General features: G+C 60.1%; 15 protein-coding genes. 14 read left to right on the plus strand and 1 reads right to left on the minus strand.

The window, feature by feature from the left end; genetic code table 11:
• Window positions 1-41: 41 nt before the first annotated feature.
• The 5 genes from pmtA to CPY51_RS19345 all read left to right on the plus strand — a co-directional run bounded on the left by pmtA (window position 42) and on the right by CPY51_RS19345 (window position 3,370).
• Window positions 42-635, plus strand: coding sequence for a phospholipid N-methyltransferase PmtA (gene pmtA / locus CPY51_RS19325; protein WP_111161845.1), 594 nt, complete (start codon window positions 42-44; stop codon window positions 633-635).
• A gap of 14 nt (window positions 636-649) precedes the next feature.
• Window positions 650-1,243, plus strand: coding sequence for a histidine phosphatase family protein (locus tag CPY51_RS19330; RefSeq protein WP_111161846.1), 594 nt, complete (start codon window positions 650-652; stop codon window positions 1,241-1,243).
• Entirely contained in the window at window positions 1,240-1,956 is a 717-nt protein-coding gene (pyrF, locus tag CPY51_RS19335; RefSeq protein WP_111161847.1) for an orotidine-5'-phosphate decarboxylase, read from the plus strand. Before CPY51_RS19330 ends, pyrF begins: the two co-directional genes overlap by 4 nt.
• Window positions 1,957-1,991: 35 nt before the next feature.
• Window positions 1,992-2,279, plus strand: coding sequence for a DUF1330 domain-containing protein (locus tag CPY51_RS19340; protein WP_111161848.1), 288 nt, complete (start codon window positions 1,992-1,994; stop codon window positions 2,277-2,279).
• Between the two features lie 110 nt (window positions 2,280-2,389).
• The gene (locus CPY51_RS19345) at window positions 2,390-3,370 is read left to right on the plus strand and encodes a complex I NDUFA9 subunit family protein (protein ID WP_111161849.1); all 981 of its coding nucleotides are present in this window, start codon (window positions 2,390-2,392) and stop codon (window positions 3,368-3,370) included.
• A gap of 503 nt (window positions 3,371-3,873) precedes the next feature.
• Here CPY51_RS19345 and CPY51_RS19350 read toward each other — a convergent pair.
• Window positions 3,874-4,671 (minus strand): undecaprenyl-diphosphate phosphatase, encoded by a 798-nt coding sequence (locus tag CPY51_RS19350; RefSeq protein ID WP_111161850.1) that lies wholly within the window; start codon window positions 4,669-4,671, stop codon window positions 3,874-3,876.
• 279 nt (window positions 4,672-4,950) lie between these two features.
• Between CPY51_RS19350 and CPY51_RS19355 the strand changes: the two genes are divergently transcribed.
• From CPY51_RS19355 to CPY51_RS19400, 9 genes are all read left to right on the plus strand, one after another.
• Entirely contained in the window at window positions 4,951-5,643 is a 693-nt protein-coding gene (locus CPY51_RS19355; RefSeq protein WP_111161851.1) for a glutathione S-transferase family protein, read from the plus strand.
• A 13-nt stretch (window positions 5,644-5,656) separates the two neighbouring features.
• Window positions 5,657-6,829 carry a tRNA epoxyqueuosine(34) reductase QueG gene (queG, locus tag CPY51_RS19360; protein WP_111161852.1) on the plus strand — a complete coding sequence of 391 codons (1,173 nt, stop codon included), beginning with the start codon at window positions 5,657-5,659 and terminating at the stop codon, window positions 6,827-6,829.
• On the plus strand, window positions 6,829-7,701 hold the full coding sequence (locus tag CPY51_RS19365; RefSeq protein ID WP_111161853.1) for an SDR family oxidoreductase: 873 nt from the start codon (window positions 6,829-6,831) through the stop codon (window positions 7,699-7,701). Before queG ends, CPY51_RS19365 begins: the two co-directional genes overlap by 1 nt.
• Window positions 7,702-8,164: 463 nt before the next feature.
• A complete protein-coding gene (locus tag CPY51_RS19370) occupies window positions 8,165-8,533 on the plus strand; it encodes a septal ring lytic transglycosylase RlpA family protein (protein WP_111161953.1) in 369 nt (122 codons plus the stop codon).
• Window positions 8,534-8,665: 132 nt separating this feature from the next.
• Window positions 8,666-9,955, plus strand: a complete 1,290-nt coding sequence (locus CPY51_RS19375; RefSeq protein ID WP_111161854.1) for an RsmB/NOP family class I SAM-dependent RNA methyltransferase — start codon at window positions 8,666-8,668, stop codon at window positions 9,953-9,955.
• Between the two features lie 347 nt (window positions 9,956-10,302).
• On the plus strand, window positions 10,303-11,583 hold the full coding sequence (locus CPY51_RS19385) for an imelysin family protein (RefSeq protein ID WP_111161856.1): 1,281 nt from the start codon (window positions 10,303-10,305) through the stop codon (window positions 11,581-11,583).
• 45 nt (window positions 11,584-11,628) lie between these two features.
• On the plus strand, window positions 11,629-13,161 hold the full coding sequence (locus CPY51_RS19390; RefSeq protein WP_111161857.1) for a di-heme oxidoreductase family protein: 1,533 nt from the start codon (window positions 11,629-11,631) through the stop codon (window positions 13,159-13,161).
• A complete protein-coding gene (locus CPY51_RS19395) occupies window positions 13,161-14,267 on the plus strand; it encodes an imelysin family protein (RefSeq protein WP_111161858.1) in 1,107 nt (368 codons plus the stop codon). The genes CPY51_RS19390 and CPY51_RS19395 overlap by 1 nt, the downstream gene beginning before the upstream one ends.
• A 3-nt stretch (window positions 14,268-14,270) precedes the next feature.
• Window positions 14,271-15,359 carry a DUF1513 domain-containing protein gene (locus tag CPY51_RS19400; RefSeq protein WP_111161859.1) on the plus strand — a complete coding sequence of 363 codons (1,089 nt, stop codon included), beginning with the start codon at window positions 14,271-14,273 and terminating at the stop codon, window positions 15,357-15,359.
• Window positions 15,360-15,364: the final 5 nt, after the last annotated feature.

Consider the following 15,364-nt stretch of genomic DNA (forward strand, 5'->3'; position numbering starts at 1 on the left):
CAGACGATACACCTGCGTCTTAGAAATTCTGGAGGAATCCCATGGCGCTGCGACTGAAGGAACGGCTGGGAAAGAAATTCGACGAGGAGATCCGTTTCTTCAAGGGCATGATGCAGGGGCCGCGAACTGTCGGTTCGATCGTGCCGACCTCCTCCGTCACCGCCCGCAAGATGGCGAGCGTCGTCAATATTCAATCCGGCCTCCCGGTTCTCGAGCTCGGGCCCGGCACCGGCGCCATTACCAAGGCGATCCTGGCGCGCGGTGTCGAGCCGGAAAACCTGGTGGCGATCGAATATTCCACCGACTTCTTCAAACATCTCGTACGCCTCTATCCCGGCGTCAATTTCATCAATGGCGATGCCTTCGACCTCGACAAGACGCTAGGCGTGCTTCGTGGCCAGACATTCGATTCCGTCATCTCAGGCATACCGCTGCTGAACTTTCCGATGCAGGCGCGGATCGCCCTGCTCGAAAGCCTGCTTGACCGCCTGCCCCCGGGTCGCCCCGTGGTGCAGATTTCCTACGGCGCCGTATCGCCGATCATCGCTCGGCCGGAACGCTATCACATCAAGCATTTCGACTTCGTCGTCCGCAACATCCCGCCGGCTCAGCTCTGGATCTACCGGCGCGGCTGACGGGCTTTGCGTCGATGTTCGCTCTTTATATCACTCATCCGCAAGTCCTCATCGATCCCGCCGTCGCCGTTCCAAAATGGAGCCTTTCGGAGAAGGGCGCCACTCGTGCGCGATTGGCCGCGGGCCGACCTTGGGCACGGCTGCTTGGGCGGATCATCTCCAGCGATGAGGTCAAGGCCGTTGAGACCGCCACGTTGCTGGCGAGTGCCAGCGGCGCCCCCGTCGAAGTCGTCGAGGGCATGGAGGAGAACGACCGTAGCGCCACCGGCTTCCTGCCGCCGGTTGAATTCGAAAGGGCTGCCGATTGGTTCTTTGCCAATCCGACCGCGAGCTTCCACGACTGGGAACGGGCTGTCGACGCGCAGGCGCGCATCGTGTCGGGCGTGGAAGCGATCCTCGGGGTCCATGATCCCGAAGTTCCGATCGCCTTTGTCGGCCACGGCGGGGTCGGCACCCTGCTCAAATGCCATCTCGAAAAGCGACCAATCACGCGACAAGCGGATCAGCCGGCCGGTGGTGGCAATCTTTTCTGTTTTCGTCTTGCAGACCGTGCGCTCTCATGCGACTGGACGCCTATCGAAGACTGGCCGGGATGGGTTGAGCAATGACCGCACCAACAGCACGCGAGCGCTTGATCGTCGGACTTGACGTGCCGACCTTGAAGGACGCCGAAACCATCGTCGCGAGCCTCGGCGACGATATTCTCTACTACAAGATCGGTTATCAGCTGGCCTTTGCAGGCGGACTGGAATTTGCCCGCGACCTGGCACAGAGTGGCAAGAAAATCTTTCTCGACATGAAGCTGCTCGATATCGACAACACTGTCGCTTCCGGCGTCGAGAACATCGCCAAGATGGGCATGTCGATGCTGACCCTGCATGCATATCCAAAGGCGATGCAGGCGGCCGTTTCTGCAGCAAAGGGTTCCGACCTATGTCTTCTGGGCGTTACCGTCTTGACCTCCATGGATGCCCAGGACCTGACTGACGCGGGTTATGAATACGATCCGCATGCCCTGGTGCTGCGGCGGGCCGAACAGGCGCGACTTGCCGGCATGGGCGGCATCGTCTGCTCGGCGGAAGAGGCGACGGCGGTTCGCGAGATCATCGGCCCTGACATGGCGCTGGTGACGCCGGGCATCCGCCCGGCCGGGAGCGACAAGGGCGACCAGAAGCGGGTGATGACACCGGCGGATGCCATTCGCGCCGGATCGAGCCATCTGGTCGTTGCCCGACCGATCGTCAAGGCTTCCGACCCGAAACAGGCGGCACGTGCCATACTGGACGAGATGCTGACCGCGCTTTGGCCGGCCAACCGCTAGAACCCGGCAACCAATAGAAAACCAGGAGGACTGTCATGCCCAAGGGATACTGGATCGCACGCGTCGATGTCCGCGACACCGAGCGCTACAAGGACTATGTCGCCGCCGGCAAGCCGGCCTTCGAGAAATACGGTGCTAATTTCCTCGCTCGTGGAGGCTCCTATGTCCAACTCGAAGGAACAGCGCGGGCGCGTAATGTCGTCATCGAATTCCCTTCGCTGCAGCACGCCGTCGATTGCTACAACTCGCCCGAATACCAGATCGCCGCGAAAATCCGCCATGAAATAGCGGACGCCGAAATGGTTGTCGTCGAGGGCATCTAAACTGGACGAACTGCATCGAAGATGAGGCGCGATGGCACTTCACCTCGCTCTTCGATTCGGCTAAGACGAAACCAGATCAGCACAATCCAAAGCCTTTCGAGGAACCTGTCATGACCCTGTCCAACCTTCCGCCACTCGTCACCGTGTTCGGAGGGTCGGGCTTCGTCGGGCGTCACGTCGTGCGCGTCCTTGCAAAGCGCGGCTATCGCATTCGAGTCGCTGTGCGGCGGCCGGATCTTGCCGGCTTCCTGGTGCCGGCCGGCAATATGGGCCAGATTTCAATCGTCCAGGCCAATCTTCGCTATCGCAACTCGATCGACCGCGCCGTCGAAGGCGCCCAGCATGTGGTCAACTGTGTCGGCATCCTGTCGGAGAGCGGCCGTAATACGTTCGACGCCGTCCAGGAATTCGGCGGCCGCGCCGTTGCCGAGGCCGCCCGTGCCGTCGGCGCAACGCTGACGCATCTCTCCGCCATCGGTGCCAATGCTCATTCCGGCTCGGCCTACGCTCGCACCAAGGGTCGCGCGGAAGCTGCTATTCTCTCGATCAAGCCGGATGCGGTCATCCTGCGCCCATCGATCGTCTTCGGCCCCGAGGATAATTTCTTCAACAAGTTTGCCGACATGTCTCGCTTCGCCCCGGCGCTACCGCTGATCGGCGGCGGCAAGACCAAGTTCCAGCCTGTTTATGTCGAAGATGTCGCCGAGGCTGTCGCCCTCGCTGTCGACGGCAAGCTCAATTCCGGCAAGACCTACGAGCTCGGCGGTCCGGAGGTCCTCAGTTTTCGCGAATGTCTCGAGACTGTGCTTACGATCGTCAACCGCAAGCGGCGGCTGGTGTCGCTGCCGTTCGGCGTCGCCTCCCTAATCGGCAGCATCGCGTCTCTCGTTCCGTTGATCACGCCGCCGATCACACCTGACCAGGTTCGCCTTTTGAAGCACGACAATGTCGTCTCGAAGGAAGCGGAAGCCGAAGGTCGCACGCTCCAGGCAATCGGCGTACGTCCGACCATGCTGACTTCGGTACTGCCGTCCTATCTGGTGCGCTACCGCCCCAAGGGCCAGTTTACCGGCACCGGCAAGGCCGCCTGAATCTTAAAAAACTCCCTAAAAATTTAAACACCGCCGCTGAGGTCAGCCGGCGGTGTTCTTGCATTTTGGTGGCGGGATTCAGGCTTTTCGGCGCTTTCCAGCGGCTTTTTCAAGGACAATCGTTGCTGAAAAGACGCACCAATCAACTACCGGCATTAACGCCAAATTTAGCCGGAACTATTATTGCTAATTACCATTCCACCGACTAACAAATCCGCGCGCCGTCCAGTTGGACCCAAGACCACTTCGCGACGCGCTCTCTTACTGCGGAAAGGCATTTTTCTATGGGCAAGTCCATCGCGCTTCTGTTTGCGTGCGCGGCACTGGTTATCGTTGCGGGCTCATTCATTGCACCCGGAAGCGTGGCGGCAGTCAAAGGCGAGTGCTCGCCGGCCTATGGCGTCGACCCCTGTTCGACGGCCTCCATCAACCCTTAACGAAAAAAGCCGGCGCTTCTGCACCGGCTTTTGTTTTCGCTGCGCAAAGAGCGTTCGACCGCCGTCTCAGCGGATCAAGCCGGCCGCCGCCATGCCGAGCAGCAGAACTCCGAGAATAATGCGGTAGATCGCGAACACCGTAAATCGGTTGCTCTGGATGTAGGAGAGCAGCCATTTGACGGCGATGAAAGCCACGATCGTTGAAACGACGAAGGCGATCGCGAGCGAAGTCCAATTTTCGCCTGCCGCTCCGCCGTCCTTGAACGTCTTCAGCAGTTCATAGCCACTCGCGGCATACATGGTTGGAATGCCGACAAGAAAGGCGAATTCGGTCGCTGCGGCACGGCTGCCGGTGCCTGCCAGCATGGCGACGAAAATCGTGGCACCGGAGCGCGACGTCCCCGGGAAGACGCCAGCGACGATCTGGGCAATACCAACCAGGATGGCAACGAGCCAGGTGATTTGGGTATGGGGCGGCCTGCGCGCAGCGGCCCATTCGGCAAAGATCATCCAGATGCCGCCGATGATCAGCGCCCAGGCGATCGGCGTGACATTCTCAGGCAATTCGAAACCGAGCTTCTTGACGATAAGCCCCAAGACCGCCGTGATGAGAAATGCCACAATCAGCTTAGCGGCATAGGCGCGGTTCTGCGGATCCCGCCAACCAAGCACCAGATCCAACAGGCGACGCCAGTAGATGAAGGTGACGGCGAGGATAGCGCCCGCCTGAATGACGATGTTGAACATTTCCGACCGGGTGCCGAGCCATTGCTCCGCGATGATCAGATGGCCCGTGCTCGAGATCGGCAGAAACTCTGTAATGCCCTCTATAATACCTAGAATAATAGAGTTTAAGTAGTCCATGCATTGTCTCCGGTTTTGAGTTCGGTCGGATTTGAATTCCGCCGAGGCGGATCGTAGCGGCACCCATTGTCATTAACCTGAAGGCGAGGAAATGAGCTGACTATAAGTCGTTGATGATTTGTTCAGTCAACTGGTGTCCTTTGTCAAAGGCTAAGGAGCCCGATTCGCTTGTGTTAAAGGGGCCAAACTCCTATAGCTTCAACCAATGAGTCATGACTAGAGCCGCAAAACTAGAAGGCTCCGGCCGCTGCACGCAACACTCACAAAATTCGAGTTTCAATGCCGACGCTTTACCATCACCCCATGTCATCCGCATCACGGTTCGTCCGTCTGATCCTGACCGAATACGGCTATCAGACGGAACTGATCGAAGAACAGACATGGGAAAAGCGGCGCGATTTCCTGGCGCTCAATCCGGCCGGCACGCTGCCGGTCTATGTTGACGACAGCATGCGGGCGCTTTGCGGCGCCACAGTAATTTCCGAGTATCTCGACGAGACCCATGGCGTGCTGAAGCGTGATCGGCGGCTGCTTGCCGAAGATCCTTTCCAGCGAGCGGAAATCCGCCGCCTGACCGAATGGTTCATGCAGAAGATGGAGCAGGACGTGACGCGGCCGCTGGCGCGCGAACGGGTTTTCAAACTGCAAATGTCTGCCGAACAAGGCGGCGGCGCTCCTGACTCAAAGATGATGCGCACGGCCCGCGCCAACATCCGCCAGCACCTGAAATATCTTTCCTGGCTGGCAGGATCGCGGCAGTGGCTTGCCGGCGAAAGACTGAGCTATGCCGACCTTGCAGCCGCAGCCTCGCTTTCTGTCCTCGATTATCTCGGCGAGATCGATTGGGCGGAGGTGCCGGTGGTCAAGGACTGGTATCAGCGCCTGAAGTCGCGACCATCCTTCCGACCGCTGCTTACGGAACGCGTTCGTGGCCTGACGCCCGTATCCCACTACGCCGACCTGGATTTCTGAACGGGGGCGGATCATGCCCGAAGAGATCGACACATCCAGCCGCGCCGAAGACGGTCGCCGAAAGCGCCGCGAGACATTGACGAGTTTTGTTCGGGCGGAAGCGCTGGCACAGGGATTCGATCTCTGTCGCATCACGCGGCCCGACGCCATTCCCGAGGCGCGCGAACGGCTCGACGACTTTCTCGATCACGGCTATCACGGCACCATGGATTGGATGGCGGAGACACGGGATCGCCGCGGCAACCCTCTCGTGCTCTGGAGCGAGGTACGCTCGGTTGTCGTCTTTGGGCTCAACTACGGTCCTGATGAAGATCCGCGCGGCATTCTGAGCAGACCCGACAAGGCGGCTATATCGGTTTACGCCCGCAACCGCGACTATCACGATGTCATCAAGGGTCGCCTCAAGGAAATCGCCACGCGTTTCGCTGCCCGGTCGAAGGAGGACGTCAAGGTCTTCGTCGACACCGCGCCCGTGATGGAGAAACCACTTGCCGCCGCTGCCGGGCTCGGCTGGCAAGGCAAGCACACCAATCTGGTCAGCCGCACTCATGGCTCCTGGCTGTTTCTCGGCTCGATGTTCACGACTGCGGACCTGACGACAGATGCGCCCGAGGTCGACCACTGCGGCTCTTGCCGCGCCTGTCTGGATGCCTGCCCGACGGCTGCCTTTCCGGCGCCCTACCAGATCGACGCCCGGCGTTGCATCTCCTATCTCACCATCGAGCACAAGGGACCGATCGACCCGGCGCTGCGGCCACTGATCGGCAATCGCATTTATGGTTGCGACGATTGCCTCGCCGCCTGTCCGTGGAACAAATTCGCCGCCGCAGCATCGGAAATGAAGCTCGTGGCGCGCGACGACTTGAAGGAGCCCTCGATCGCATTCCTTCTGACGCTCGACGACCCAACTTTTCGTACCTTTTTCAGCGGTTCCCCGATCAAGCGCATCGGCCGCGACCGCTTCATAAGGAATGTCCTGATCGCCGCCGGCAATTCCAGCGACGGCGCGCTGGCCGCTCCGTGTCGTAGACTTACGGACGATCCCTCACCCGTGGTTCGCGGCATGGCTGTCTGGGCTTTGTCGCGGCTGATGCCGGCTGGCGAATTTCATGCTTTTGCTGCAGAAAGGCGTGAGGAAACGGATGAGGACGTCCGACGCGAATGGCAGCTGGCAGGAGTGGCATGATGCATATGATGATTTTCGGCTGCGGCTATTCCGGCACGGCGATCGCCAAGAGCTTTGCAAAGCCGGGCGCTCGCCTGTCCGGGACAACGCGTTCCTCCGAGAAGGCCGCCTCGCTACAAAGCGACGGCATCGAGGCTTTCGTCTTCGATGGCGACACGATCGACGCGGCACTCCTCGATGCGATGAAGAGCGCGACGCATCTCGTGCAGTCGATTGCACCCGGGAAGACAGGCGATCCGCTGATCCGGCTCCTCGGCACAGACATTCGCGCGGCAATGCCCAAGCTCGAATGGATCGGCTATCTCTCCACTGTTGGTGTCTATGGCGACCATAGGGGTGCGTGGATCGACGAGGATATCTCGGTGCATCCCGTTTCCGCACGTTCCGTGGAGCGGGTCGAGGCTGAGGATGCCTGGCTGGCGCTCGGGGTCGCCGTCGGCGTGCCGGTCGCGGTGCTGAGGCTTGCGGGCATCTATGGTCCCGGGCGCAACGCATTCTGCAATCTCGATAAAGGCACGGCGCGGCGCCTCATCAAGAAAGACCAGGTTTTCAACCGCATTCGAGTCGAGGACATTGGCGCTGTTAGCCTCTTCCTTGCCGACCGTGGGCTAGGTGGCATTTATAACGTGACTGACGACGAGCCGGCGCCTCCGCAGGATATCGTCGCGGAAGCTGCGCGGCTGATGGGCGTGGAGCCACCGCCGGAACAGCCTTTCGAGACTGCAGAACTCAGCCCCATGGCCCGCTCCTTCTACGGGGAGAACAAGCGCGTCTCGAACGCGCGGCTGCGCTCCCTCGGATTTGCCTTCCGCTATCCGGAATACCGGATGTCGCTCGCCGATCTCTGGTCCTCCGGGCGCTGGAAAGCCTGACGCTCCCGCGGCCAACCGGCGCCAGAATTTTTATGTCATGACCAATTTCTGGCCTGGGGAACCACCCTTTCAGGCACCGAATTTCGATGATCAAAAAAAGCAGAAAATTCCTACTAACCCATACTGATTAGCTAATTTTACTCGGAAAAAAGAGTTAACGGCCTCTAAATTTGCACATTGTGGCAAGAATTATGGCAGGCGCGGAAAAAATAATTTCTTGATTTCGTGATCTTTCGCCTTGCAACATAAAGTGAGGAAAATTTGTTCCCCCTTTGACTGATTCCGTTGGGAATTTTCCAACTATTTCAACTTTACCTTTTGCTAATCATCTTTCCTACTCATCCGAAATATTACAGACTGTAACAGTCCGTGATCGAATAGGGCACTTTTTCGCCATTTTTGAACTGATTTAAGCACGAACACCAAGGACGTGCAGATCAACTATGTCGAGGGACAACCTGTTTTGAATATAATATCCCGTACTATTGCAATCTCCGCCACTATATCGGCTTCCGTTGTTATCGCTCCAATGGAAGCTTCTGCTTCAAATGGATGCGGAGGTGCATCTTGGTATGCGGCTCATTCAAAGACTGCTTCGGGCGAACGCATGAACCCCTCTACACTTACTGCAGCGCATCGATCGCTCGCCTTCGGGACGCGACTGAAAGTCACCAACAAGCACAACGGCCGAACCGTCGTGGTTCGCGTCAACGACCGCGGGCCGTTCATTCGCGGACGCGTGCTCGACCTTTCGCGCGCAGCCGCGCAGGACATTGGAATGGTCTCCACCGGCACCGCCAGCATCTGCTATCAGGTCGTAAGCGCATCCTAGCCAATTTGCCCTGAAGCTTGCTCTCTCCCTCAATCGCGGGTACCACGCGGTTTAGACGTCGCAATAATCCGCCGCCATGCATTGATTTCGAGCGGATTGGTGAGGCGCCAGCGTCATGCAGGAGAAGAGTGAATGCGTTTGGGCGGTCGGCTTCAAGGGGCCATCGAGATACTTGCCGATATCGAGGCCCGTAAGCGACCGGTAGCCGACGCGCTAAAGGACTGGGGCCTTGCCCACCGCTTTGCGGGCTCCGGCGATCGAGCCGCGATCGGCAACATCGTCTATGACGCTTTGCGCATGCGTCTTTCTCACGCTTACCTCATGGATGACGACGGCCCTTCGTCGCTCGCCCACGCCGTGCTCTTCCGCCAATGGGGCATCACGCCTGACATGCTCGCCGCGGAGCTTGAAGGCGATCGCTTTGCACCCGAGCCACCACGTGCCGAGGCGCTTGCCGCCTTCGCCGATCGCTCGCTGTCCGATGCGCCCGGTTATGTCCAGGGTGATATTCCCGAGTGGGTCGAACCGTCCTTCGTCGAGGTCTTCGGCGATCAATGGCTTTCCGAGGCGAAGGCGCTAGCCGAGCGGCCAACGCTCGATCTGCGTGCAAACTCCCTGAAGTCGTCCCGCGACAAGGCCTTGAAGGCGCTTGATCGCGTTGGTGCCCAGGCTGCGAAGATTGCCCGTCAAGGCATTCGCATCGCTGCCGGGGAAGGTGCTTCCCGCCTACCCAACGTCACCGCGGAGCTTTCGTTCCAAAAAGGCTGGTTCGAGGTGCAGGACGAGGGTTCGCAGATCGTGGCCGATCTCGTCATGCCGCTCGAAGGCGACCAGGTGCTCGACTACTGCGCCGGCGGCGGCGGCAAAACGCTGGCGATGGCTGCCGCGATGAACAACAAGGGACAGGTTCACGCCTACGATTCCGATCGCAAGCGCCTTGCACCGATCATCGAGAGGCTGAAGCGCGCCGGCACGCGCAATGTCCAGGTACACGACGACAAGGCAGGCTTGCTGGCTCTGCGCGGTCGTTTCGACAAGGTGCTTGTCGATGCGCCCTGCACAGGTACTGGCACGTGGCGGCGACGCCCGGATACCAAGTGGCGCCTGAACCAGAAAAATCTCGACGAGCGGATCAGCCAGCAGCAGGAAGCATTGGCCCAGGCGGCGGAGTTCGTGCGGCCCGGCGGCATGTTGCTCTATGTGACATGTTCCGTGTTGCCCGAGGAGAACGAGGCGCAGGTCACCCGCTTTGCGGCGAGCAATCCGGAATTCGAAATCGTCGATGCGCTGGAGTCCTGGAGCACGCTGTTCGGTGCGGACACGCCTCGTCCACGGTCGTCGGACGGCAAAACGATCACGCTGACCCCTGCCTCGACCGACACGGACGGCTTCTTCTTCTGCCGGCTGCGGCGCAAGTCTTAGAGCCTTCTCCAACCTTCTGTTTCATCACTCCCGGCCAGGAAACCTGGTGTCCAGGAATATCGCCGGCTGGCGGCTGCGTTTCCCTTGGAACATGCATCGTTGCGATCGAAAACCCAACGGCAACGCATGGGGTTCGGCTCTCTTCACGATTTGCATAAATTGCATATTTTCTGTGCCGTCCGTGCCTATTTTCTGCAAGCAAATCCATTCCGTATCCTTGCAGCGCAACAGCACATCCCGCCTTAAAATCATTCCAAACTAGAGTATTTGACACAAGTTTGCTTTTCAGCCATGACACCGGTCGCCCGAAGTTTTCGACTACTACTGCCGCCACTGGAGAGGATCCCATGAAACTTAATCGTAATTTTTGCGCCGCGCTGACGCTGACGGCGGCTTCCCTGACCGCATACGCTCTTCCGGCACATGCCGCCGTCGATGAAGCAGCTGTTGTCAAGCACTACGCCGAAGTTGCGCATGCCAAGTACGAAGACTCGTTGATCACGGCCAAGCGCCTCGATAAGGCCATAGATGCGCTGATCGCCAATCCGAGCAAGAAGACGCTCGATGAGGCGCGCGCCATGTGGATCAAGGCTCGCGTTCCCTACTCGCAGTCGGAAGTCTACCGCTTCGGCAACAAGATCGTCGACGACTGGGAAGGCGACGTGAATTCTTGGCCGCTCGACGAAGGCTTGATCGACTATGTCGACAAATCCTACGGCACCGAAAGCGACGAGAATGCGCTTTATGTTGCAAACGTGATCGCCAACAAGACCATCAAGATCGACGGCAAGGATGTCGACGCCTCGCACCTGACGCCCGATTTCCTCAAGTCGCTGAATGGCGCCGGCAAAGTCGATGCCAACGTCGCCACCGGCTATCACGCCATCGAATTCCTGCTCTGGGGACAGGATCTGCACGGAACAGGACCGGGTGCTGGCGAACGTCCGGCGACCGACTACGACGTGAAGAACTGCACCCGCGGCAATTGCGACCGTCGCGCCGAATACCTGAAGTCGGCATCGACCAAGCTTGTTGCTGATCTTCAGGAAATGACTGACGACTGGGCCCCTGAAGGTGCTGCCACGAAAGAGGACGAGAAGGACCCGAAGGCCGGCATCACCGCCATCCTAACCGGCATGGGCTCGCTCTCCTACGGCGAACTGGCCGGCGAGCGCATGAAGCTCGGTCTGCTGCTGCACGATCCGGAGCAGGAGCACGATTGCTTCTCCGACAACACCTACAACACCTATAACAACGATATCATCGGCATCGAGTCAGCCTATACCGGCAACTACACCCGCATCGACGGCACGAAGCTGAAGGGCCCTTCCCTACACGCGCTGCTGGCCGAAAAGGACGGGGCTGTCGATAAGGAAGTGATGGCAAAGTTCGCGGCCACCGACAAGGCTTCGACAGCAATGGTCAAGCGCGGCGAGAAGGTCGAGAAGTACGACCAGATGATCGGTGAGGGCAACACCGAAGGTAACGCCGTCGTCCAGCACGTCATCGACGGCCTGCTCGATCAGACGAAGAGCATCCAGCGCGTCATCGCTGCGCTTGATCTCGGCACGATCAAGCTTGAAGGTTCGGACAGCCTGGATAATCCTAACTCCGTCTTCAAGAAGTAACAAAGGAGGGCGGCGGCGCGGAAAGGCGCTGCCGCCCTGATCCCGATGAGCCGCATTCCCGCCGCCAGCTTGTTTCTGCCCGCCCTTGTGGCGGGCATTCTTGGCTGGACGGCCTCGATAGTTGTCGCGGACGGCCCTACGATCCGCAGCGATCTTTCCAGGGAGCAGTTGAAACGCGTGACCGAGGTCACCCGTCCGACATCGGATTTCTCCAAGGCCGAGCCTTACGAGGCGATGGAGAGTGGTGCTGCGACGTCGATTGCGCCCGTTACCGCCGATGCCTTCTCGCAGCCTTCGGCCAATCTCGACAAGAACAAGGGCCTGGACTTCCACCTCGGCAATGCGTTGTTCCGCCAGCTCTGGGTTTCCTCGCCCTCCTCGACGCAGGCGACGGATGGGCTCGGTCCGCTTTTCAATGCGCGCTCCTGCCAGACTTGTCACATCAAGGATGGTCGCGGACATCCACCGGAAGCCGACGGCAACGCTTCGTCGATGTTCCTGAGGCTGGCGCGACCGGCCAGGACGCCGGAAGAACAGAAAGCCGTCGAAGAGCATCGGGCGGCCAATTTTCCTGACAGCACCTATGGGACCCAGCTCCAGGATTTGGCCGTTCCGGGTCTTTCTGGTGAAGGCAAGGTCGCCGTTACCTACTCGGAACAAAGCGTCACGCTTGCCGGCGGCGAGACTGTTTCGCTGGGCAAGCCCACCTATTCCGCCACTGATCTCGCCTACGGTCCGCTCGATCCGGACACGACGCTGTCTGCTCGCGTTGCCCCTGCAATGCTGGGTCTCGGGCTGATAGAGGCCATTCCGGATGCGGATATCCTTGCGCACGCCGACCCCGACGATCGAGACGGCGACGGTATTTCCGGCAAGGCGGCGATCGTGCGCGACAATCGTACGGGCAAGGTCGCGCTCGGGCGCTTCGGCTTGAAGGCGCAGAATGCCACCGTACGCGACCAGACGTCTGCCGCGCTGGTCAACGATATCGGTATCTCCAATCCCGATCACCCGAATGCGCATGGCGACTGCACCGCCAGGGAGCCGCAATGTCTTGCCATGCCGACAGGCGTGCAGAAGCGTCTCGGCAATACCGAGGCTCCGGATCCGATCCTCGACCTCATGACCTATTACTCCGAGAATCTTGCCGTTCCCGCCAGGCGGAAGGCAAGCTTCCCCGAGACGCTGCACGGCAAGCAGATGTTCTATCAATCCGGCTGTATCGCCTGCCACACGCCGAAATTCGTGACCCGCAGCGACGCCCGTGCGGAGGCGCAGTCCTTTCAGCTGATCTGGCCCTATTCCGATTTCCTGCTGCATGACATGGGCGACGGCCTTGCGGACGGCCAGCAGGTCGGCGTTGCCAGCGGTCAGGAATGGCGTACGCCGCCGCTCTGGGGTATAGGCCTCACCCAAACCGTTAGCGGCCATACCTTCTTTCTCCACGACGGCCGCGCCAGGAACCTGACCGAGGCCATCCTCTGGCACGGGGGAGAGGCCGAGAAAGCCCGAAACGCCTTCGCATCCCTGTCGAAAGACGACAGGCAAGCCCTCATCACCTTTCTGGAGTCCCTTTGATGCGCCACTGGAAACCTTTGCTTGCTGCCCTCCTGTTCAGCACGATCCCGGCTGCCGTCCTTGCCCAGCAGCCAGCACCTGCCGAAGGACTGAATGAAGCGGCTGTTCCAGAGGTCATGCGGAAGGCTGTCGACGATGTGATACGCCCCGGGTATCGCGACATGCATCAGTCCGCGTCACAATTGACCGTCGCCATGAAAAGCCTCTGCAACGCGCCGTCCGCCGACAGCTTGGGCGCGGCCAAGACCGCCTTTACCGATACGATCAGGAAGTGGTCGACTATCGAGATCGTCCAGACCGGCCCGGTGCTCGACAAGAACCGTTTCGAGCACATCCTGTTCTATCCCGACCGCAAGGGGATCGGCATGAAGCAGGTGCAGGCGCTGATCGCCAAGGCTGACGACAGGGATGCAACGGCGGAAGCTGTATCGACAAAGAGCGTCGCGCTGCAGAGCCTGACTGCGCTCGAATATGTGCTGTATGGCAATGGCTCCGATACGCTTTCAAAAGACAAGGGCGGCTTTCGCTGCCGCTACGGCGCCGCGATCGCTGGTAATATCGAGGCCGTCTCGGGGCAGGTTTCGGCCGCGTGGGAGGACCCGAACGGCGTGCAGAAATCCTGGAAGAACCCCGGAAAGGACAGCGAGGATTTCGAGAACAACAAGGAGGCGGTGACCGCCCTACTCGGTATTCTCGTCCACGGCGCCGGCAATGTCCGCGACCAGCGCCTCGAGGCCTTTTACAAGGGCGATGTTGCTGCAGCACATCCGAAAATGGCGATCTACTGGCGGTCGGGGAATAGCTGGACATCACTGACAGCGAATATTGAAGGCTTGCAAACGCTGTGGAGCAAGGCCGGCATGGCCAACCTGCTGCCGGCAGGCAAGCGGGAGGTCGCCGGCAAGATCGATGCGTTGTTGAAACAACTGATTGCCACGGCGCCCGCCATAAATGCCGACATACCGGCTGCCTTGGCAGATGACGGCCAGCGCGCCAAGATCGATACCCTGCTTGCCGACACCCGTGATCTGACCACTGATTTCTCCGACGGTTACGGCGGCGCGATCGGGCTTTCGGCCGGCTTCTCCTTCGCCGACGGGGACTGATCCATGCCGCGGAGCGCGATGATAGACCGCAGAGCCTTCGTCAAGGCAGCCGGGCTAACCTTCCTTGCGGCGCTCAAGCCAGGCGCATTGATGGCGCTCGAGCGAACCGACGCGGTCTTCGCCTCCGGCATTCGCGCCAGGGATGGCTCCTATGCGGTCGCGACCGTGACCGAGCGCGGCGAGATCGTCGATCAGGTGGCGCTGCCAGCCCGCGCGCATGGCATGGCCTTCAGCAAGGCGACCGGCAGGACCGTCGCCTTCGCCCGCCGGCCGGGCACCTATGCAATGATCTTCGACCCATCCGGCAAGGTCGAGCCGATCATCATCTCCGCGCGCGAAGGGCGGCACTTCTACGGCCACGGCGCATTTTCGCCGGATGGGCGGCTGCTCTACGCCAGCGAGAATGATTTCGACGGCAATCGCGGCATGATCGGCATTTATGACGCCCGAGATCGCTTCGCCCGCATCGGTGAATACCAGACCTACGGGACCGGGCCGCACGACATGACGGTGTCGGACGACGGCCGCTTTCTGATCGTCGCCAACGGCGGCATCGAGACGCATCCGGACTTCGGCCGCACGAAGCTCAATCTCGACCACATGGAGCCATCGCTGACGCTGATCGACGCTGCCACCGGCAGCCTGATCGAGAAGCATGTCCTGCCGGCACAATACGCCCGTGTCTCAACACGACATGTCGACATCGACGCCGACGGCAAAATCTGGTTCGCCTGCCAGTACGAAGGGCACCGCAACGACCTGCCGCCGCTCGTCGGACACTTCGGCAGGGGCGAGGACCTGACCTTCGTCACACTGCCTGACGAGACGACGCGAGCGCTCGGAAACTATGTCGGCGCCATTGCCGTCAACCGTGACGAGGGCCTGGTCGGCGTGACGTCGCCCGTCAATGGCACGGCGGTGACGCTCGATGCCATGAGCGGGAAGGTGCTCAAGGTCGAAAGCGTGGCGGATGCGGCAGGCATCGCTGCTGCGGAGCGGGGTTTTGCCGTTTCGTCCTACCGCGGGGAATTCGAAGGGCTTCGTAGCGATGTCGCCTGGGATCAGCACATCGTGCGCATCGCCCGAAAATAGAGCAC

Source organism: Arminella tubonensis, from assembly GCF_003240585.1.
Taxonomy (GTDB): Bacteria; Pseudomonadota; Alphaproteobacteria; order Rhizobiales; family Rhizobiaceae; genus Rhizobium; species Rhizobium tubonense.